At 55.6% G+C, this 20108-nt stretch carries 19 protein-coding genes and 2 pseudogenes; 20 read left to right on the forward strand and 1 reads right to left on the reverse strand.

Going from position 1 to position 20108, the window contains the following annotated elements; genetic code table 11:
- The first annotated feature begins 119 nt into the window (after positions 1-119).
- From A7D16_RS12625 to A7D16_RS21645, 20 genes and pseudogenes are all read left to right on the forward strand, one after another.
- The gene (locus A7D16_RS12625; RefSeq protein ID WP_064633215.1) at positions 120-1139 is read left to right on the forward strand and encodes a VirB8 family type IV secretion system protein; all 1020 of its coding nucleotides are present in this window, start codon (positions 120-122) and stop codon (positions 1137-1139) included.
- A complete protein-coding gene (locus A7D16_RS12630; RefSeq protein ID WP_064633218.1) occupies positions 1136-1903 on the forward strand; it encodes a TrbG/VirB9 family P-type conjugative transfer protein in 768 nt (255 codons plus the stop codon). Before A7D16_RS12625 ends, A7D16_RS12630 begins: the two co-directional genes overlap by 4 nt.
- Positions 1900-3069, forward strand: coding sequence for a TrbI/VirB10 family protein (locus A7D16_RS12635; RefSeq protein ID WP_064633220.1), 1170 nt, complete (start codon positions 1900-1902; stop codon positions 3067-3069). The genes A7D16_RS12630 and A7D16_RS12635 overlap by 4 nt, the downstream gene beginning before the upstream one ends.
- Positions 3070-3074: 5 nt before the next feature.
- On the forward strand, positions 3075-4124 hold the full coding sequence (gene virB11 / locus A7D16_RS12640) for a P-type DNA transfer ATPase VirB11 (RefSeq protein ID WP_005996067.1): 1050 nt from the start codon (positions 3075-3077) through the stop codon (positions 4122-4124).
- A 61-nt stretch (positions 4125-4185) separates the two neighbouring features.
- Entirely contained in the window at positions 4186-5010 is an 825-nt protein-coding gene (locus A7D16_RS12645) for a lytic transglycosylase domain-containing protein (RefSeq protein WP_064633240.1), read from the forward strand.
- A gap of 58 nt (positions 5011-5068) precedes the next feature.
- The gene (locus A7D16_RS12650) at positions 5069-5485 is read left to right on the forward strand and encodes a TrbC/VirB2 family protein (protein WP_064633242.1); all 417 of its coding nucleotides are present in this window, start codon (positions 5069-5071) and stop codon (positions 5483-5485) included.
- Complete coding sequence (locus A7D16_RS12655) at positions 5478-5789, forward strand: VirB3 family type IV secretion system protein (RefSeq protein WP_064633222.1); 312 nt, start codon at positions 5478-5480, stop codon at positions 5787-5789. Before A7D16_RS12650 ends, A7D16_RS12655 begins: the two co-directional genes overlap by 8 nt.
- Before the next feature lie 99 nt (positions 5790-5888).
- Positions 5889-8342, forward strand: coding sequence for a VirB4 family type IV secretion/conjugal transfer ATPase (locus A7D16_RS12660; protein WP_064633224.1), 2454 nt, complete (start codon positions 5889-5891; stop codon positions 8340-8342).
- The gene (locus tag A7D16_RS12665) at positions 8335-9156 is read left to right on the forward strand and encodes a hypothetical protein (RefSeq protein WP_409350102.1); all 822 of its coding nucleotides are present in this window, start codon (positions 8335-8337) and stop codon (positions 9154-9156) included. Before A7D16_RS12660 ends, A7D16_RS12665 begins: the two co-directional genes overlap by 8 nt.
- Before the next feature lie 88 nt (positions 9157-9244).
- Positions 9245-10306: a TrbL/VirB6 family protein gene (locus tag A7D16_RS12670; RefSeq protein ID WP_064633228.1), complete on the forward strand. Its 1062-nt coding sequence runs from the start codon at positions 9245-9247 to the stop codon at positions 10304-10306.
- A 24-nt stretch (positions 10307-10330) separates the two neighbouring features.
- The gene (locus tag A7D16_RS21630) at positions 10331-10822 is read left to right on the forward strand and encodes a DUF4189 domain-containing protein (RefSeq protein ID WP_082925799.1); all 492 of its coding nucleotides are present in this window, start codon (positions 10331-10333) and stop codon (positions 10820-10822) included.
- 36 nt (positions 10823-10858) lie between these two features.
- A complete protein-coding gene (locus A7D16_RS21635; protein WP_082925800.1) occupies positions 10859-11485 on the forward strand; it encodes a lysozyme inhibitor LprI family protein in 627 nt (208 codons plus the stop codon).
- A gap of 71 nt (positions 11486-11556) precedes the next feature.
- Positions 11557-12873, forward strand: a complete 1317-nt coding sequence (locus A7D16_RS24330) for a peptidoglycan-binding domain-containing protein (protein WP_330469366.1) — start codon at positions 11557-11559, stop codon at positions 12871-12873.
- Between the two features lie 43 nt (positions 12874-12916).
- Positions 12917-14002: pseudogene (locus tag A7D16_RS12680) on the forward strand (TraG/VirB4 family ATPase); the annotation flags it as partial.
- Positions 14003-14066: 64 nt separating this feature from the next.
- On the forward strand, positions 14067-14816 hold the full coding sequence (locus A7D16_RS12685; RefSeq protein ID WP_064633230.1) for a hypothetical protein: 750 nt from the start codon (positions 14067-14069) through the stop codon (positions 14814-14816).
- Positions 14817-14904: 88 nt separating this feature from the next.
- Entirely contained in the window at positions 14905-15966 is a 1062-nt protein-coding gene (locus A7D16_RS12690; protein WP_064633232.1) for a TrbL/VirB6 family protein, read from the forward strand.
- 32 nt (positions 15967-15998) lie between these two features.
- Complete coding sequence (locus tag A7D16_RS21640; RefSeq protein ID WP_082925801.1) at positions 15999-16499, forward strand: DUF4189 domain-containing protein; 501 nt, start codon at positions 15999-16001, stop codon at positions 16497-16499.
- A gap of 39 nt (positions 16500-16538) precedes the next feature.
- On the forward strand, positions 16539-17417 hold the full coding sequence (locus tag A7D16_RS12695) for a hypothetical protein (protein WP_239686997.1): 879 nt from the start codon (positions 16539-16541) through the stop codon (positions 17415-17417).
- Between the two features lie 118 nt (positions 17418-17535).
- Positions 17536-18858 carry a peptidoglycan-binding domain-containing protein gene (locus tag A7D16_RS24100; RefSeq protein WP_064633236.1) on the forward strand — a complete coding sequence of 441 codons (1323 nt, stop codon included), beginning with the start codon at positions 17536-17538 and terminating at the stop codon, positions 18856-18858.
- 39 nt (positions 18859-18897) lie between these two features.
- Positions 18898-19326: pseudogene (locus tag A7D16_RS21645) on the forward strand (type IV secretion system protein); the annotation flags it as partial.
- Between the two features lie 17 nt (positions 19327-19343).
- Here A7D16_RS21645 and A7D16_RS12705 read toward each other — a convergent pair.
- Positions 19344-20108, reverse strand: a 765-nt coding sequence (locus A7D16_RS12705) for a transposase (RefSeq protein ID WP_153043143.1), incomplete at its 5' end; no start/stop codon positions are given.

The following is a 20108-nucleotide window of genomic DNA, read 5'->3' on the forward strand; positions in this document are numbered from 1 at the left end:
CCGTCTGATTCATGCCTTCCAGGCATCGAGCCTTCGGTACTCCTGCCTTCTCAAGTGCCCGCAACGTGTTGCGGCAATAGTTTCAGGCCTGACAAGGCCCTACGGTGACGGATCTAGACATGTTGCGTAAGAAGGTCAGTGAAAAGGACGGTTCCGCCCAAGTGGGTGCGGCCGTCCAGAAAGCGGTGAATTACGAGGTCAGCATCGCCGACCTCGCACGACGCAGCGAAAAGCGTGCCTGGATTGTGGCCACCCTGTCGATGCTGGTCACCGTCATGACAGCAGGCGGCTACTACTACATGCTGCCGCTGAAAGAGAAGGTGCCCTATCTGGTCATGGCAGACGCCTATTCTGGTACAAGCACTGTCGCCAAGCTTGAGGCGAATTTTGGTGGGCGGACCATCAGTACAAGTGAGGCGTTGGCGCGCAGTAATATTGCGCGCTTCATCATCGCCCGAGAATCATTCGATTTGTCGATCATCGGCCAGCGTGACTGGAATACCGTGTCAGCAATGGGTACGACAAATGTGGTGAACGAATATCGGGCGCTGCATTCGGCAAATAACCCATTAAGGCCCTTGAATACATACGGCAAGCTTCGAGCTGTTCGCGTCAATATCCTGAGCATCACACTGATCGGTGGGAAGGGGCAGCCTTATAAAGGTGCGACCGTGCGCTTCCAGCGGACCGTATACGACAAGAATTCAACTGTCTCTACATTGCTTGATAACAAAATTGCGACCATGGGATTTGTTTATCAGGACAATCTGGAGATGAGTGATAGTTTGCGGGTCGAAAATCCCCTGGGATTCCGTGTCACCGATTATCGGGTTGATAACGATTACTCGTCGCTCCCGGCCGCTCCTGCAGGTGGCGCCGTCATAAGTGCGCAGCCTCAAGCAGCGCTTCCGCAGCCTGGCGCGGGCGTTGCCGACCCCAATGCTGCAAATGTTTCTGGTGCGGCCCCGCCTGGAGGCGTTCCGCTCCAGCAAGGATCCGCACCCCAGGGCGGCGTGCCGCTACAGCAAGCACAGCCAGCGTTTCCCGATCAGATGCAGCAGCCAGGTCAGTCCGGGGCGCAGCCCGCGATTCAACCTCAAGGGATGCCGAATAATGTCAATGGAGCAAGCGGTCGATGAAACTTTTTAATCGGTACAGGGCTTCATTATTTTCAGCGCTGCCACTTGCGCTATGTGCCTTTTCAGTAACGGCCCAGGTAGTTCAGGAATATGAGTATGCGCCTGACCGTATCTATCAGGTTCGCACGGGTCTCGGGATTACTACCCAGGTCGAGCTAAGCCCGAACGAAAAAATCCTGGACTACAGCACCGGCTTTACCGGTGGTTGGGAGCTTACGCGGCGTGAGAATGTCTTTTATCTCAAACCGAAAAATGTCGATGTCGACACGAATATGATGATTCGTACGGCGACGCATTCTTATATTCTTGAGCTCAAGGTGGTTGCAACGGATTGGCAGCGCCTGGAGCAGGCGAAGCAGGCGGGTGTTCAATACAAGGTCGTGTTTACTTACCCGAAAGACACGAGTTTCCAGAATGTGGAAGATGCGGACGCATCGAAAAAAGGTCCATTGCTGAATGCAAAGATCTTGAAGGATCGTCGTTATTACTACGATTATGATTACTCGACACGCACCAAAAAATCCTGGCTGATTCCTAGCCGTGTTTATGATGACGGCAAGTTCACCTATATCAATATGGATTTGACGCGCTTTCCGACTGGGAATTTTCCGGCGGTCTTCGCTCGCGAGAAAGAACACTCCGAGGATTTTCTCGTCAATACGACGGTGGAAGGCAACACCCTGATCGTGCACGGAACCTATCCTTTCCTGGTGGTTCGCCACGGCGATAACGTCCTCGGTCTGCGAAGGAACAAGCAAAAGTGAACTCGAATATTCCAAACGGCCCAGATGATCGCTCTCCGAACAACCGCGGAGAAGAGTCGCGAAACGGCGAGTATGACGAGCGCAATAATCCGTACTTTGCGCGTCAACAGGCCAGTGCCGCCCCTGACCTGGATGCCAATGAGCCAGTGCTGCGCTCCAGCGACATCAAACGCCTGAATCGTAAGGCGCTTGTATTCCTGGCTGCCATCGCAGCTCTGCTGATTCTCGTCATCTTCTGGCTGGCGACGCAAAGCGGGGACGATTCGGCGCCGCCAAAGCCGCGAGCCGAGACAGTTGTCGCACCTGCGCTGCCACAGAACATGACTGCGCCCGTCGAAGAGGCACCGGTTCCCCTCGCGCAGCAGCCCAGTCTGCCGCCACTGCCGCCGATGCCGACAGATGATAATGAAGAGGTGAGTTCTGCGCCCGAACGTCCGCGTGGCCCCACATTGTTGGAGCGTCGAATCCTTGCCGAATCCGCTGTCAACGGCGCGGGCATGCCAGGCCAGCCCGGTCAGCCAACTGCACCCGGAGAGGAAGACACTGCGGTCACGCTAGCGAAGCCCATTAGCAACCCGGATGGTTTATTGGTGCGTGGTACCTACATTCGTTGCATTCTGGAGACCCGGATCATTTCCGATTTCGGTGGCTACACATCGTGCATCGTGACCGAACCGGTGTACTCAATCAACGGACATAACCTGCTCCTGCCGAAGGGTTCCAAGATGCTTGGTCAGTATGGCGCCGGAGAGCCGACGACACGCCGCCTGCAGGTGGTCTGGGATCGTGTTACGACGCCTACGGGACTGGATGTCATGCTTGAGGGGCCCGGCATTGATACGTTGGGTAGTGCAGGTCATCCAGGTAATTACAACGCGCATTGGGGCAACAAGATTGCATCAGCGCTGTTTATCAGCATGCTGAGCGACGCCTTCAAGTACGCGGCTGCCGAATACGGTCCGGAGACGACCACAATCGGTGTTGGCACCGGGACTGTCACTCAGCAACCCTTCGAGAGCAATACTGCACGAAGCATGCAGCAGCTCGCCGAGCAGGCAGTGGAAAAGTCTGGGCGCCGTCCGGCAACCTTGACGATCAATCAGGGCACGGTGTTGAACGTATATGTTGCCAAGGACGTCGATTTCTCGGCGGTCCTGCCGAAGTGAATGACGTGGCTGCCATGACGATCGACGATTCACCAACGGCGCGTATTTCGAACGACTTCTTGGACTACCAGTACTCTGTGCTGGGAATCCTGGATTATCTAAATTCGCCTGATGTGACCGAAATTTGCATCAACCGTCCGGGTGAGTTGTATCTCGAGACCATTCATGGGTGGCAGCGGGTCGACGTGCCGTCCCTCACCTACGACCGTGCTCGGCAGTTCTGTACGGCGGTCGTCAATGAGAGCAATACCGGGCAGCGTATTACCGACGCTGACCCGGTCGTGTCACTCACGTTTCCGACTGGGCAGCGCGCGCAGTTTGTGATGCCGCCTGCATGCGATGCCGGCAAGGTATCCATCACGATCCGGCTTCCCTCAAAGCACACCAAGTCGCTGGAGCAGTACAAGCACGATGGGTTCTTCGACGAGGTGCTGGAGCAATCGGCAGATGTCAGCGACCACGATCAGGAGCTGCTGGAGCTACGCCGCAAGCGTGACTACGCCGAGTTCTTCAAAAAGTGCGTGTTGTACAAGAAGAACGTGGTTGTTGCTGGAGCGACTGGCAGCGGCAAGACGACCTTCATGAAGGCATTGGTGAATCACATTCCGAACGAAGAGCGCCTGGTGACCATCGAGGACGCTAGAGAGCTGTTCATCAGTCAGCCTAATTCCGTGCATCTGCTGTATTCAAAAGGCGGGCAGAGCGCCAGCAACGTGACCGCCAAGAGTTGCATGGAAGCGTGCCTGCGCATGAAGCCGGATCGCATCATCCTGGCAGAGTTGCGCGGCGACGAGTCGTTCTATTTCATCCGTAACTGTGCTTCGGGGCATCCAGGTTCCATCACCAGCTGCCACGCCGGTAGTGTCGAGCAGACCTGGGACCAGTTGGCGTTAATGGTGAAGGCATCTAACGAAGGCTCTGGCCTGGAGTTCGAGGTGATCAAGCGTTTGCTGAGAATGACCATCGACATCGTGGTCCACATCAAGGCGCACGCGGGGCGCCGGTTCATCACGGGCATCGACTTCGATCCTTTGAGAACCTTGCGCGGCGGTTGAAAGTAACTTCTTAAGTTGGGGCTGGTTTGGTTTTGCAAGGAGGAATGACATGTTGCCTGGCATGGAACTGATGGGGTGCACTGGACTTGCTGTTCCTGGCGAGGTGATGCAGCACGTTGTCCGTGTCGAGTCGTCGCGCAATCCGTATGCCATCGGTGTGGTTGGCGGGCGCTTGGTGCGTGAGCCACGCGGCTTGGCTGAGGCGGTCGCCACTGCCAAGATGCTGGAACAGAAGGGTTACAACTTCTCACTCGGGTTAGGCCAGGTCAATCGCTACAACCTGCAAAAATACGGGCTGACCAGTTACGAGATGGCATTCGACAAGTGCCCCAATCTTGTCGCTGCCTCAAGGATTTTGGCGGAGTGCCATTCGCGCTCAGGCGCTAATTGGGGCAAGTCGTTCAGCTGTTACTACTCCGGCAACTTCGAGACCGGCTTCAAACACGGTTACGTCCAGAAGATCTATGCGTCCATTCGTCAGTCGGTAGCATCCTCTGGAGCAGAGCCCATCACGGTCGTGCCGACGCGGCAAGTGCAGTTGCGGCCTGCCAATCCGCTCAAGCAGGCGGCCGCCGAATTGGCGGATGCAATTGTCGCGCGTCGCATTCAGGATCTCTCGGGAGCGGGCAACACGGTGGCTTCACCGGCAGGGCCTATGCTACCGGCACCGTCAGCACCTTACTCTCTGCCGAGCCGGGCCACCCCTGTGGCTCCTGCGGCGGAGAACGAGTTGTATGTGATAAAGCCGACAGGTCAGGGGCGTGGGGTGGCGTTGCCCGCCGCCGCACCGAAGGCCTCGACGCAGACCGACCAATCCGTAAGTCCCGTCTCCATGCCACGTGCACCACAGACGGCGCCGCAAGTAGATAGTGCATTTGTTTTTTAGGATGGAAGATCGCCAAGGAGTTGGCTGCTGGACCCCCTCTGTTCCCAAGGAGTTAGACATGAAGTTTGAAATCGACAAGAAAACAATGGCAGACGCCAAGATGGTTGGCGCGCAGGCATTCAAGGCGTTGGTATTTACCTCTCTTTTGGTGATAGCTGGCGGCGCAGGCGCAACCACTGGCGGCAACGGCCTCGGCGGTACTGACACTCAGGTTTGCGGCTTTCTGAATAATGTGAAGAAGCTTCTGAATATGGGTTCGATTGCAGTGGTCACCATTGCAGTTATCGTGGCCGGGTATCAGATCGCTTTTGCACACAAGCGCATCTCCGAGGTGTCCCCGATCCTCATCGGTGGTGTGTTAATCGGTGCTGCCGGCCAGATTGCCAACATGATCCTGCAGAACAAGGACGCTAATAACGGAGATTGCTCGGGAGTCGGCGCTTCGTTGGTGCAGATCGCTCAGTACTATGCATAAAGACGTCCTTTTCCGCGGCTGCACCCGCCCGGCGATGTTTCTGGGGGTGCCTTACATCCCCTTCTTCGTCGGTGCCGGTGGTGGCCTGCTGTTGGGGATGTACATCGATCTTTGGTACCTGCTCACCATTCCCGTCATCATTTTCGCCATGCAGCAGATGGCCAAGCGTGACGAGATGATCTTCAGGTTGCTCGGGTTGCGCTGGCTGTTCCGCATGCGTGCCCGAAACCTCCAGCGTTATTCGGGAATGTGGGTATTCAGCCCTAATGAATACCGCAAGAGTCCCCCGGGTAAGTCGCGGTAAGCAAGTGAATTGTTCAACCGACCCCACGCGCAAACCCGCGTGGGGTTGGTGCTTTCGATACTCCCTGGTGTGATGCTTCCTTCTTAACTCGGTAAGACCATGTTCAGCCCAGACAGTCCAATCAGCGAATTTGTTTCCATTTCGACACACGTCGCGCCGTCTGTCGTCAAGACGACCGCAGGCGACTACCTGTTGATCTGGCATCTGGCTGGCCTGCCGTTCGTGGGGCGGGACGAGTTCGAGCTGGAGCAACGGCACAACACCTTCAATCGTCTGTTGCAGACCCTGCGTGCTCCTGACTTTGCCAATGTCGCCTTCTGGGTCCATGACGTGCGTCGTCGTCGCAAGATTGGCAGCGGTGGGCGTTTCAGACAGTCCTTCAATCAAAATCTCTCTGACGAGTACTACGCAGCGCTGTCCTCGCAAAAAATCATGCAGAACGAGCTGTACTTCAGCATGATCTATCGGCCGGTCGTGACCGGGCGACGCTTGGTCGAAAAGTCGGCAAATCCAGACAGGATCCGTGCCGAGGAAGAGCAGGCGGTCGCCAAGGTCGTCGAGCTTGCCACCAATGTGGAGGCGGTCCTCAAAGACTATTCGCCGTATCGGCTGGGCATGTACGAGGCCAAGAACGGCGTCGTGTTTTCCGAGACCCTCGAATTTCTAGGCTATCTGCTCAACCGTATCGATGAGCCGGTGCCGGTATTGCAGGCTCCCGTGCCCGCGTACCTGCCTGTCAGCAAGCACATGTTTGCCAACAAGACGGGCGATTTTGTCATCCGCACACCGGATGGCGTCAATCACTTCGGTGCGATCCTCAACATCAAGGAATATGCCGACGGGACCTACCCCGGCATTCTCAATGGTCTGAAGTACCTTGATTTCGAATACGTCATGACGCATTCGTTCAGCCCGGTTGGACGTCATGATGCGTTGAAGGTGCTGGAGCGCACCAAGGGTATGATGATTTCGTCGGGCGACAAGTCGTCCACCCAGATCCGGGATCTTGATGTCGCCATGGATGACGTGGCGTCGGGCAACTTTGTGCTGGGCGAGTACCACTTCACGTTAGCGGTATACGCCGACAGCCAGGAGAAACTGGCCAGGCAGATCGCCACCACCCGTGCCGAGCTCTCCAACGCCGGTTTCGTTTCGGCCAAGGAAGATCTGGCGATCGCTTCATCGTTTTACGCGCAGTTGCCGGGCAACTGGCGCTTCCGTACCCGCATCGCCAACCTGAGCTCACTCAATTTCCTGGGCTTGTCGCCGTTGCACAACTTCGCCCAGGGCAAGCAGCACAACAATCCGTGGGGTGATTGCGTCACCACGCTGCAGACCACCAACGGCCAGCCGTATTATTTCAATTTCCATGCCACGCATCCGGCCGAGAATTCGCTCGGCGAAAAGGCGATCGGCAATACGATGGTGATCGGTAAGTCCGGTACCGGTAAGACGGCGCTGATCAATTTCCTGCTGAGCCAGGTGCAGAAGTTCGATCCAATCCCGACGATCTTCTTCTTCGACAAGGACCGAGGCGCGGAGATCTTCGTGCGGGCCTGCGGCGGTAACTATCTGGCGCTGGAAAACGGCTCCCCGACTGGCTTCAACCCGTTCCAGTGCGAGCGCAACGAGGCCAACACGCAGTTTCTGGCCGAGCTGATCAAGGTGCTCGGCGGCAAGGCCGAATACAGTGCCCGCGAGGAAGAAGACATCTATCGCGCAGTGGAGGGCATGCTGGACACCCCCATGCATCTGCGCAGCATGAGCAACTTCCGCAAAAGCCTGCCCAATATGGGCGACGATGGCCTGTATGCGCGTCTGCGCCGCTGGACTGCCGGCAATTCGCTAGGCTGGGTGTTCGACAACCCGGTCGACACGATCGATCTGACCCGTGCCTCCATCATCGGCTTCGACTACACCGATGTGATCGACAACGCCGAAGTGCGCGTGCCGGTGATCAACTATCTGCTGCATCGCCTGGAAGCGTTGATTGACGGCCGCCCGCTGATCTATGTGATGGACGAGTTCTGGAAGATCCTGGACGGCAAGGGGGGATTGAAGGAATTCGCCAAGAACAAGCAGAAGACCATCCGTAAGCAGAATGGTCTGGGCATCTTCGCCACGCAGAGCCCGGAAGATGCGCTGGCTAGCGACATTGCCGCCGCCTTGATCGAACAGACCGCCACGATGGTGCTGTTGCCCAACCCCAATGCCAGCCGCGACGACTACATCGAAGGCCTCAAGCTGACCGATGCCGAGTACCAGGTAGTGGTGTCGCTGGATGAGCGCTCGCGTTGCTTCCTGGTCAAGCAGGGCCACGCCTCGGCGGTGTGCCAGCTCAACCTGCGCGGCATGGACGATGCGCTGTCGGTGATTTCGTCTTCGACCGACAATATCGAGATCATGCATCAGATCCTGGCCGGCAAGGCCAGCAAACTGGGCGTCAGCGTCGATCAGCTGACGCCCGAGCAGTGGTTGAACGATTTCTATGCCAACCGCAAGGGCTCGGGCAAGCGTAAATCGGCGAAAGACAAGGAGGCCGAAGATGCATAGTCCCCATCATCGTCAGATCACTTTCCACGCATCAACTTCATCTGTGTCAGGAGGCAAAAACACCATGGCAACCACGTTCAGACATTTTTCCCGAGTCTTCATGGGACTGGTGCTGCTTAGCATGGCGGGAGCGGCCAGTGCGCAGTGGGAGGTGGTGGATAAGGAGCTCAATAAGACTGCCGAGAAGATTCTGGACAACCAGAAAGTCGGCAAGGGCAAGGGCAAGGAATCCAGCGGCAAGGAAGTGGATGAGCCCAAGGAAAAACTGGCGAAAGTAAAAGACGATCAAGGTGTGGCGTCGTGTGCGGCTTCAACGAAGGGAACGCCTGTGTCCGACTCGCAGAAGGAATCTTGCGAGTTGATTCAGCGCACGCTGAACTCGCAGTACAACTATGTGGTGGCAATGTACGAAATCAGTGCCAAGCGGCTTGAGAAGCTGCGCGAGATCGAAGAAGAACGAGAGGACATCAAGGACGGGGAGATCGGCTTGCTGGAAAGCAATACCAACAAGCTATTGGCGCTAAAAGCCTTGATGGATATCGACCGCCAGCAGATGGAATCGGCAATGTTTGCCTATGACAAGCGCATTGCCTATCTAACCGGGCAGCAGACAGCAGCGGCCAAGGCGGCAATGGCGGGTAAGGAACCGCCAAAGGGAGATGGCACAGATTCGTGGCTGCCGGCTTGGATCCCCGATGATCTGTTGAGTCTGGGCAAGACCGTCGCAGCCGGTCTGGTGATGAAAGGGGCGTTCGAGACGATCAAGAGCGACACGCCATCTGGCATGAAACCGTTGGCGATCGACAAAGACTGATCTCGCAGCACGACCGAATCATGCAACGTAATCAACCCCGGGGCAGCGACTGCCCCACGGCGTAGCCGTTAAGTGGATGTGGTGACATATGGACTTTTTGACGAACATCGCCAACTACGAATTTTTTCGTCTGATCAACGATTACCTGCGCGACGAGATCGCGATTTTCCAGTGGAATCTGTTGCAGCGGACGACGGCGTGGGTAGGAGTGGTGGCGCTGACGGTGCTGACGCTGTGGATCTTGATCCAGGGCTACCGTCTGGCGACGGGCCAATCCCGTGAGGCGGCGATGGGCCTGGTGGTGACGGCGCTGCGTGCAGCGTTGATCATCGGCTTGGCCACGAGCATGGCGCAAGGGTCCTCGCAGTTGTATTGGACCTTGACCGACGGGGTCAGCCATGCGATCACCAAGACGGTGACAGGCGATTCGGACAGCCCATACGAGGCAATCGACAAGAACCTGATGCTGATGCAGGTGGCGATGTCGGGTCTGGATCAAATCAAGACTGGTGGCGATGAAGAAAGCAAAGACGAAAAAGACCGTGCCCGTTGGTTCACTGGTATCGGGATGGCCGGGCCGGGGGTCGTGGCCGGCTCTATGTTGTTGCTGAACAAGCTGGCGATGGCACTGGTGGTAGGCTTCGGGCCGCTATTCATCCTGTGTCTGTTGTTCCAGGCCACGAAGTCATTGTTCAGCAAGTGGCTGCTATACGGAATAGGCACTGTGTTTTCGCTGTCGGTATTGACGTTCACGGTAAGTCTTGCGACCAAGGTGGTGGGCGCAGTTGGTGCGGCCTTTGTGGCAAAGTGGGCAATGAACGGCGGCAGCGGCGAAGGCATCAGCAGCATGGCGCTGCAGCAGGGAGGATTGGGCTTGGTGTTGACCACATTGATCATCACGGCTCCCCCGATGGCAGCCGCTTTCTTCCAGGGTACGCTTGGCCAGTTCTCGGCTTATTCGGCGTTAGGGCAGCTTGATCGAGCGGGCCAATCACCAGGCGCTGGGCGGCCGTATGAGCCGGGGGCGCCGGCTACTAATGCTGGCGATACGTCTGATCGTGATAGAACTGCAGCCACTACCACCATTAATAGAGATACGACTTCATCTTCAGAACCTAGTTCTGGTAGTCGCGGTCTTGCGCAGAAATAATTTGCTAACTTCTTGGTGAAAATTATGGTCCGTATCTTTTTGTTTATTTTTTTGAATGCAATTTCACTTGGCGCTGCTTTTGGTCAAACAGCTTGTCCGGTGGGGATTGCTCCCGGCAGTCCGCAATGTGGATCTGATTCTGGTACATCGAGAGGTGATGCTCCCGCGCCTCCACCAAGGCCAACCGGTGAGTGGATAAAAACTTGGGGCGCAATTGCTAACTCAAGTACTACGGGAGGGGCCGGCACCACTGTGGGGAAATTGTCTGAAAATGAAGCAAGGCAGGCGGCTCTTCGTCAATGTGCTGCAGGTGGGGCAACTGACTGCAAAGTTAAATTGACTTATCAAAATCAATGCTCTGCTTTAGTTTCTTCGAGTTCAGAGACTTTCTTCCAAGCATCTCCGACAGAGACACGTGCAATTAATTTGGCAACGAAAAGCTGTGAGAAGAGTGACGGCGGTTTATGCAAGGTAATGTACTCAGAGTGTACGAAGCCAATCTTCAATAAATATTGATTGTAGCTTTATAATTCTTGGGTAAGAAGGAATTTCATGCGCCTATGTTTTCTTATTCCTCTTTTAGTGGTTGCTGTTGCGGGTTTTGGCTGTGAAAGCGGGGCTCAGCAATCAGTGAATGTATCAGTTGAAAATAAAAATGAAGTTTCCGCTCGTTTGTCAAAGCCATCTTCACAAACTTCGGGAGCTCTATCTTCCGAGAAAAGCATGGCCGGTAAAGAGGGTCAGAATAAGGCTGCTTCAGCAGAAGTTCTTAAGCAAAAACAGCTCGCGCAACAATATGACGATGAATTAGAGAATGCACTGAAAGGACCTCTTGACGCTGAGCGAGTGAATTTTGGTCGGCCTACCAAGTTGCGAGATTCTCATGCTTTATGCGTAGAACGATCTGGCGGTGCTACGCCAGATTTAATTGATTGTGATAGCGAGGAGTACAAATACCAGGATCTTCGTTTAAATCGTGTTTATCGCTCTGTGATGGCGAAGCTTGATGTCGCAAAAAAACAGAAGCTGCTGAACGAGGAAAGGGCATGGATAGTCAAGAGAGACCAGCTGTGCAATTTGAACGGTCAGCTCGGTGGCGGACAAGCAGAAGATATTGAGGAAAGTAGTTGCCGGCTGAATGCTACAGCGAGGCGTGCTGATGAGTTGGAAAAGCGATAGGTGTCTAAGTGAATGTTTTTCTAAAGGAAGAGAGTTGATAAATGTCAGAGATAACGGGTTGGCATATTGGAATGACCTCATCTAGCTACGAAAGTAGTGGTCGAGGTGCCGGTACTATCTCAACCGGGAAAAACGACCATGGTGGTGTCTCATATGGGACCTATCAATTGTCTACATCCCAAGGAACATTACAGGAGTACTTGGATCAGTCTCGCTATGGCTCTCAGTTTTCTGGTCTTGTCCCCCAAACTGATGCATTCAATGAAAGATGGAAGTCGCTTGCCAATAAGGATCCCGCATTCGCGCAGGATCAGCATGAATTTATTCGCGAGACTCATTGCGACAAGCAGGTTGCACGCCTTACTGCAGTTGGAATGGATTTAACTGATCGAGGGCTTGCGGTACAGGATGCACTTTGGAGCACCTCGGTCCAGTTTCGGAATTTAACTCCAGGAATATTTCAAAAAGGGTTATCGGAGAAGTTTGGTGAGGGTTATCGACTCTCTGATCTTTCTGATAAGCAGATAGTGGAGGCGGTTCAAGATTATAAATATTCTCATACCGAGACATTGTTCAAGAAGTCTCCTGGCTCATGGAGCCAGCTTCGTGATCGTGCTTTAAATGAGAAACATGATCTGATGGAGCTCGCAGAAGGCCGATTGCCGACTCATCCCTCAGCATCCAGACACCAGGCTGGACCGTCATCCAATGATGGTAAGTTAGAACAAGGCGAGCGCGATGAGCAGGTGAAGCAGTTGCAAGGCCAACTTACGCAACTCGGTGCTGTTGGCCGCGACGGCGAGCCCTTGCACGCTGATGGTGACTTCGGCGCCAACACCAAATACGCGGTCGAGCAATTCCAGCACGCGCGTGGTTTGCACGTAGACGGCGTGGTTGGCCAAAAGACGCAGGCAGCATTGGAACAGGCGTTGTCCCAGCATTCCAACAAACACGCGGAGCAAACGGCTTCTCCCTCCGCGCAAGCTTCATCCTCATCCGGCCCGTTGTTGTCCGACCCGCGTCATCCAGACAACGCCATGTTCGTCGGTGCTGTCGGCAAGCTGGAGGCGTTGGGCGAGCGTGGCGGTTTCTCCGACCGTAGAGAGCTTGAACAGGCGGCCGGTCAGATCGTGTTCGAGAGCAAGGTCGCCGGCCTTCAACGCATCGACCATGTCGTGCCCAACAAGAGCGGCGACGGCTTCTTTGCAGTCCAGGGCGAGATGACCGACCCCGCGATGCGGCGTGTGTTTGTCGATCGTGATCAGGCGCAAGGACAATCGTTGGAGCAGAGTAGCCGGCAGGTCGCTGAGGAAAGTCAGCGTCAGGTACAGCAGACAGCGCATCAGACACAGCAACACGCTGAGACGCGCAGCGGCCCGACGCTGTAAGACAGATACCATTGGACATGTGGCCCTGGCACTGCCAGGGCCATTTTTTTGTGGCCAATTGCAGAAGTTCGCTCCGATCCCGACGATCTTTTTCTTCGACAAGGACCGCGGCGCGGAGATCTTCGTGCGGGCCTGCGGCGGTAACTATCTGGCGCTGGAAAACGGCTCCCCGACTGGCTTCAACCCGTTCCAGTGCGAGCGCAACGAGGCCAATACGCAGTTTCTGGCCGAATTGATCAAGGTGCTCGGCGGCAAGGCCGAATACAGTGCCCGCGAGGAAGAAGACATCTATCGCGCAGTGGAGGGCATGCTGGACACCCCCATGCATCTGCGCAGCATGAGCAACTTCCGCAAAAGCCTGCCCAATATGGGCGACGATGGCCTGTATGCGCGTCTGCGCCGCTGGACCGCCGGCAATTCGCTAGGCTGGGTGTTCGACAACCCGGTCGACACGATCGATCTGACCCGTGCCTCCATCATCGGCTTCGACTACACCGATGTGATCGACAACGCCGAAGTGCGCGTGCCGGTGATCAACTATCTGCTGCACCGCCTGGAAGCGTTGATTGACGGCCGCCCGCTGATCTATGTGATGGACGAGTTCTGGAAGATCCTGGACGGCAAGGGGGGATTGAAGGAATTCGCCAAGAACAAGCAGAAGACCATCCGTAAGCAGAATGGTCTGGGCATCTTCGCCACGCAGAGCCCGGAAGATGCGCTGGCTAGCGACATTGCCGCCGCCTTGATCGAACAGACCGCCACGATGGTGCTGTTGCCCAACCCCAATGCCAGCCGCGACGACTACATCGAAGGCCTCAAGCTGACCGATGCCGAGTACCAGGTAGTGGTGTCGCTGGATGAGCGCTCGCGCTGCTTCCTGGTCAAGCAGGGCCACGCCTCGGCGGTGTGCCAGCTTAACCTGCGTGGCATGGACGATGCGCTGTCGGTGATTTCGTCCTCAACCGACAACATCGAGATCATGCATCAGATCCTGGCCGGCAAGGCCAGCAAACTGGGCGTCAGCGTCGATCAGCTGACGCCCGAGCAGTGGTTGAGCGATTTCTACGCCAATCGCAAGGGCTCGGGTAAGCGTAAATCGGTGAAAGACAAGGAGGCCGAAGATGCATAGTCCCCATCATCGGCAGCACACTTTCCACGCATCAACTTCATCTGTGTCAGGAGGCAAAAACACCATGGCAACCACGTTCAGGCATGTTTCCCGAGTCTTCATGGGACTTGTGTTGCTCAGCATGGCGGGAGCGGCCAGTGCGCAGTGGGAGGTGGTCGACAAGGAGCTCAATGAGAAGGTTGAGGCAATCCGCAAGAACCAGACCATCAAGAATGGCGATGGAAAGGAATCCAGCGGCAAGGAAGTCGAGAAGCCTAAGGAAAAGATCGAGAAGATTCCCGATGACCAAGGTGTCGCAGCGTGTGCTGCTTCAACGAAGGGAACGCCCGTGTCCGATTCGCAGAAGGAATCGTGCGAGTTGATTCAACGCACTCTCAATTCGCAGTACAACTACATGGTCGCCATGTATGAGATCACCACCAAGCGTCTTGAACGCCTACGCACGATCGAGGATGAACGCAAGAAGATCGGCGACCAGAAGATCGGCGAGCTTGAGAGCAACACCAACAAACTGCTGGCGCTGAAGGCGATGATGGATATTGACCGCCAGCAGATGGAGTCGGCGATGTTTGCCTATGACAAGCGCATTGCCTACCTGACTGGGCAGCAGACAGCAGCGGCTAAGGCGGCAATGGCCGGCAAGGAACCACCAAAAAGCAATCGTTGGAGTTGGGTGCCGGACTGGGTGCCCGACGATGTGCTGAGTCTAGGTAAAACGCTCGCGGCCGGTGCAGTGATGAAGGGCGCGCTCGAGGCGATCAAGAGTGACAAGCCATCTGGCATGGAACCGCCGTTGGCAATCGATAAAGACTGAAGATATGGCACGACCGGATCATGCAACGTAATCAACCCCGGGGCAGCGACTGCCCCACGGCGCAGCCGTCTAGTGGATGTGGTGACATATGGATTTTTTGACGAACATCGCCAACTACGAATTTTTTCGTCTGATCAACAACTACCTGCGCGATGAGATTGCGATCTTTCAGTGGGAGTTGTTGCAGCGCACGACGGCCTGGGTGGGTATGGTGTCCCTGACGGTGTTGACGCTTTGGATTTTTATCCAGGGTTATCGCATCGTGACCGGTCAGTCGCGCGAGGCGGCGATGGGCTTGGTGGTCACGGCGCTTCGCGCGGCGCTGATCATCGGATTGGCGACCAGCATGGCGCAAGGCTCTCCGCGTTTGTATTGGACGCTAACAGACGGGATCAGCTCGGCGATCACCCGGACAGTGACGGGCAGCTCAAAAAGTCCCTACGAGGCGATCGATAAGAATTTGATGCTGATGCAAGTGGCGATGTCGGCGTTGGATCAGATCAAGACGGGCGGTGACGAGGAGAGCAAAGATGAAAAAGACCGGGCTCGGTGGTTCACCGGTCTCGGAATGGCCGGTCCAGGCGTAGTCGCCGGCTCGATGTTGCTACTCAACAAACTGGCCATGGCGCTGGTAGTAGGATTTGGGCCTCTGTTCATCCTGTGTCTGCTGTTTCAGGCGACGAAGTCGTTGTTCAGCAAATGGCTGCTATACGGATTGGGCACTGTGTTTTCGTTGTCGGTGTTGACCTTCACGGTGAGCTTGGCGACCAAGGTTGTGGGCGCAGTGGGCGCAGCCTTCGTTGCAAAGTGGGCATTGAACGGGTTTACGGGCGAAGGCATCAGCAGCATGGCGCTGCAGCAGGGAGGATTGGGACTGGTGCTAACGACATTGATCATAACCGCACCACCCATGGCCGCGGCTTTCTTCCAGGGCACGCTGGGCCAGTTCACGGCCTACTCGGCGCTGGGGCAGCTGGATCGAGCGGGCCAGTCGCCGGCAGCTGGGCGGCCTTATGAGCCTGGGGCGCCGGCTAGAGATAATGATCCTAGAGATACTCATGAAAAGCACAATAGAAACGCCACAGTTCGTACTGAGACTGTTCCGAATCAGGAGCCAAACACCGGTAGCCGTGGTATTGCAGTTAAATAGCTTTGTGAAATTTAACGAGATATGATTAAGTCATGAAATTAATATTACTGGTTATTTTAGTCTGCATTTCAGCAAGTTTATTTCCGCTGGCTGTTGGCCAAACGGCATGTCCAAGTGGTGTGGCGCCTGGTAGCCCGCAATGTGGGCCTGACTCTGGCACATCAAGGGGCGACATTCCATCGCCCCCGCCTAGGCCAACCGGTGAATGGATAAAAACTTGGGGTGCAATTGCAGGCTCAAATTCTACTGGTGAATCGGGAGCTGTTGTAGGAAAATTGTCTGAAAATGAGGCAAAAGAATCGGCGCTTCACCAATGTAATTTAGGTGGGGCAGATGATTGCAAAATAAATCTCACTTATCGCAATCAGTGCGCCGTTATGGTTTCATCGCCCACCGATAGTTTTTTTCAGTCATCCTCGAGTGAAAAAGCAGCTGCCGAACTGGCTATGAGGAATTGTGAAAAAATTGGTGGTGGCTCATGTAGGATATTATATTCCGCCTGCTCTGATCCAATTTTTAGAAAATATCACTAAATTTTATTTTTTGGCAGATGCCGTAAGAACTGAGGGGTTATGAAGGAATTTATTAAAAATGCGGATAATGGAAAATTCTTACCGTTAAGCAAATTCTTCAAGGCTTCTGTTCTTTTTGTGTGGGCTGCTTCCCTTGTTGCTTGTGCTCCACAGACTGATACGCCACGAGATCAGGTTAATTCTTCTAAAACTGCTACGGAAGCAGCTAGCGCGAGTGGATCGGCTAGCTCTACTGTGGATGTCAACAAGCATTTCACTCCGAATTCAACAGAAATTCATTCGATATTACAGGACGCGATGGACTCCGCTTACGGAGCTGCTAACTTTGATTCATCGCGCCAATGTTGGAAGTACGAGTTTCAGGCGGGTAACGAGTCATTAGACTACTGCATGCTTGGCGTGGTCTCAAAAATTTTCAGTGACGCCGATGGGAAAACAGTCTATGTGCAAGCTCATAGTGATCCACAGGCTGAAATCTATTCGCAAGTAGACCCGGGCCTGCAGGGGCTGTTCGTTGTCGGTGTGGAGGCTGGCAGAAAAGTCAAAATGCTAGCCGCGAGGCCTGCCATCGATATGGGGCAGGCAGGTGATTGCGGTTGTCTCGATGCGAAAGTCATTCAAGTTGGGCCTGCTCGTTATGGCTGGCTTTCCACCTCGGGTGGGATATGGCAAGGGGTGCACGTGACGCGCTATTCACTCCACGTTCCCCTGGGTACGGAGATTCGTGACGTTTCGACGATCCCCCGTGTGAGCGAGAAGTCTCCTGACGAGACCAATGATCTGAAAGTCGAAACTGGCGGTAAAGTGATTGCCGGAATGTATCCGTTGGAGGTTACGCATAAGCGTGGCGACACCATCCTGGAAACTCGGTTGGTGTCTTACGACGAAGAAAAAGGAATTTACCCCTGGAGTCCTTGAGTTAATTTTAGATTTGGATTAAGGAGAAAAGTGCATGGCAAGGATTGATGACAGATGGGCGGAGCATCGGCAAGAGCTTGTAAATGCTGCGCATGCCGCGGGCATTGACCCGGGCGTGATGGTTAAAATTGCTGGATTTGAATCTGGGTTCAACCCAGCGGCGAGACCGGTCGCGATCAGCAATCCTGAAAATAATACGGTCAAGCAATTTGATGGCACCATGGCCATCTCGTCTGCCTATGGTTACGGCCAATTCTTGAATAGTACCTGGCAACAGATGATCAACACATACGGCGAAAAATACGGCGTTGAAAACGCTGCCGATCTTACGCGAGCTCAGGCAAATGCGCCTGCGCTTCGTCAAGATACACGCCTACAAGCTGCGATGTTGGCGGAGTTCACACGTGAGAACATTGATCGTGCTGCAAAGTATGGTGGGAAGGATGTAGCGGCGAACGTGTATGCGATGCACAACCTTGGCACAGGCGATGGACCGAAGTTTCTGCAGGCCGTGCATGACAATCCAAATGGGAAAGTCAGCAGTGTCTTAAGTGTGGATGTTATCAAGGGTAATTCGTCTCTTTATGGCGATGGCAACATCACCAATGCCCAGGCATATGCTGCCATGGGACGCAAGATGGATCAGTACGCCGTCTATGCGAACAGCGTGGGTAACAGCTTGCCGGACCGCAACTCGATAGAAGCCAATAGAAGGGCTGCGCTTTCGCATCCGATCGAAGGTGCCTCGCCCAAGTCTCATGCCGGTCCCTCACCGCACGACGGCAAACTGGAACAAGGCGAGCGCGGCGAGCAAGTGAAGCAGCTGCAAGGCCAACTCGCCCAACTCGGTGCCACCGGCCGTGACGGGAAGCCGCTCCACGCCGATGGCGATTTTGGCGGCAATACCAAATATGCGGTCGAGCAATTCCAGCGCGAGCATGGACTGCAGGTCGATGGCGTAGTGGGACGGCACACGCAAGATGCATTAGACCAGGTATTGTCGCAGCACACCGCCAAGCAGGCCGAGCAGAAGGTCATTCCGGCAGCGCCGGTGCAGGCATCCAGCCCCTTGTTATCCGATTCCCGCCATCCAGATAACGCGATGTACAACGGCGCGGTCAGCAAGCTGGAAGCGTTAGGCGAGCGTGGCGGCTTTGCCAGCCGCAAAGAACTTGAGCAGGCAGCCGGGCAAATCGTGTTTGAGTCCAAGGTTAGCGGTCTACACCGCATCGACCACGTGGTGCCCAACAAAAGTGGCGACGGCTTCTTCGCGGTACAGGGCGAGATGACCGACCCGGCGATGCAGCGGGTTTTCGTGGATCGCGCCCAGGCACAGAACCAGCCCTTGGAACAGAGCAGCCGGCAAGTGGCTGAGGAAAGCCAGCGTCAGGCCTCCCAGGTGCAGGCTCAGGAAACTGCCTCGCGGTCGATGTCGATGTAATTCGCGAGTGTTGGCCGTTGCGATTTAGCTACCTGGTAAATCGCCAGGGCGGTCAGGAATGGCCGCCTTGGCTCGACTTCTTATCACTTGCGTGATGAGATTGCGATCTTTCAGTGGGAGTTGCTGCAGCGGACGACGGCGAGGGTAGGAGTGGTGGCGCTGACGGTGCTAATGCTGTGGATCTTGATCCAGGGCTACCGTCTGGCGACCGGCCAATCCCGAGAGGTGGCGGCGGGCTTGGTGGTGACGGCACTGCGTGCAGCATTGATCATCGGCTTGGCCACAAGCATGGCCAAGGGCTCGCCACAACTGTACTGGACCTTGACCGACGGGATCAGCTCGGCCATCACCAAGACGGTGACCGGCGACTCGGACAGCCCGTACGAGGCGATCGACAAGAACCTGATGCTGATGCAGATGGCCCTGTCCGGGCTAGATCAGATCAAGACCGGGGGGGATAAAGAGTCGCCCCTGAAAAACCCCCTTCAAGCACCAAAGGTCAGCGGCGACCGGTGCACCAGGCTCAAGGATGCCCCTGCCATCGCCTGCAACCAGGCACGCAAAAAGGCGATCCAGCGCAGCAGCCAGCGCAGGTTGTAGCCGGCGGCGCAGCCGAGCACGTGTAGTGCATCGCCTTGGGCACCCTTTAGATAGCAGCGATTCAAGCGGCAGTCCTGTTTCAGATGTCCAATCACCGGCTCCACCGCTTGCCGGCGTTTGATCCAGCTCCATTGCCGTCGTGTCAGCGTCTTGGCCTTGCCGCGATGCAGGATCTGCACGCCATCTACCTCACGTCCGCGATACCCCAGGTCCACGATCGCTACCTGCGGGGTCACATTCACATCCTGCAGCAACCCACGCGTCTGCTCCAGCTGCTCGGCCAACGTATCGCCGTCGTAGGGATTGCCGGGAAAACTGCGCGCGCCCACGATCAAGCCTTTGCGCGCACTCACCGCAATGCCGACCTTGACGCCAAATTCGTAAGGTGTCCGTGCCTTGCCCTTGCTCATGCATTCCACTTCCGGCGCATGCAGGGCGTAGAGCTTTTGCTTGTCCTTGGGGCGTTGTGTCAACACCCGTTGTGCGCGTTCCAGCCAGACACTGATGCGCTCACGCATCAAGGGGTCCAGCTTGCGTTGCAGATCGCGTAATACGCGTCCCAGGAGCGTGCGTTGGCGTCGCAGCACCTTGTGCATGCGCTTGAACTGGCGCGCATGCGCATAGCGCCCGGCCTTGCGGCTCAAGACCGG

The organism is Xanthomonas nasturtii (assembly GCF_001660815.1).
GTDB classification, from domain to species: domain Bacteria; phylum Pseudomonadota; class Gammaproteobacteria; order Xanthomonadales; family Xanthomonadaceae; genus Xanthomonas; species Xanthomonas nasturtii.

What these genes read in the sequence shown, in the direction of transcription:
- A7D16_RS24330 (WP_330469366.1), top strand. Translation starts at nt 11,557, where the DNA reads ATGACCTCATCTAGCTACGAAAGTAGTGGTCGAGGTGCCGGTACTATC.
- A7D16_RS21640 (WP_082925801.1), top strand. Translation starts at nt 15,999, where the DNA reads ATGAAATTAATATTACTGGTTATTTTAGTCTGCATTTCAGCAAGTTTA.
- A7D16_RS12670 (WP_064633228.1), top strand. Translation starts at nt 9,245, where the DNA reads ATGGACTTTTTGACGAACATCGCCAACTACGAATTTTTTCGTCTGATC.
- A7D16_RS21635 (WP_082925800.1), top strand. Translation starts at nt 10,859, where the DNA reads ATGCGCCTATGTTTTCTTATTCCTCTTTTAGTGGTTGCTGTTGCGGGT.
- A7D16_RS12660 (WP_064633224.1), top strand. Translation starts at nt 5,889, where the DNA reads ATGTTCAGCCCAGACAGTCCAATCAGCGAATTTGTTTCCATTTCGACA.
- A7D16_RS12630 (WP_064633218.1), top strand. Translation starts at nt 1,136, where the DNA reads ATGAAACTTTTTAATCGGTACAGGGCTTCATTATTTTCAGCGCTGCCA.
- A7D16_RS12645 (WP_064633240.1), top strand. Translation starts at nt 4,186, where the DNA reads ATGGAACTGATGGGGTGCACTGGACTTGCTGTTCCTGGCGAGGTGATG.
- A7D16_RS12655 (WP_064633222.1), top strand. Translation starts at nt 5,478, where the DNA reads ATGCATAAAGACGTCCTTTTCCGCGGCTGCACCCGCCCGGCGATGTTT.
- A7D16_RS12650 (WP_064633242.1), top strand. Translation starts at nt 5,069, where the DNA reads ATGAAGTTTGAAATCGACAAGAAAACAATGGCAGACGCCAAGATGGTT.
- A7D16_RS12665 (WP_409350102.1), top strand. Translation starts at nt 8,335, where the DNA reads ATGCATAGTCCCCATCATCGTCAGATCACTTTCCACGCATCAACTTCA.
- A7D16_RS24100 (WP_064633236.1), top strand. Translation starts at nt 17,536, where the DNA reads ATGGTTAAAATTGCTGGATTTGAATCTGGGTTCAACCCAGCGGCGAGA.
- A7D16_RS12695 (WP_239686997.1), top strand. Translation starts at nt 16,539, where the DNA reads ATGAAGGAATTTATTAAAAATGCGGATAATGGAAAATTCTTACCGTTA.
- A7D16_RS12685 (WP_064633230.1), top strand. Translation starts at nt 14,067, where the DNA reads ATGGCAACCACGTTCAGGCATGTTTCCCGAGTCTTCATGGGACTTGTG.
- A7D16_RS12625 (WP_064633215.1), top strand. Translation starts at nt 120, where the DNA reads ATGTTGCGTAAGAAGGTCAGTGAAAAGGACGGTTCCGCCCAAGTGGGT.
- A7D16_RS12690 (WP_064633232.1), top strand. Translation starts at nt 14,905, where the DNA reads ATGGATTTTTTGACGAACATCGCCAACTACGAATTTTTTCGTCTGATC.
- A7D16_RS21630 (WP_082925799.1), top strand. Translation starts at nt 10,331, where the DNA reads ATGGTCCGTATCTTTTTGTTTATTTTTTTGAATGCAATTTCACTTGGC.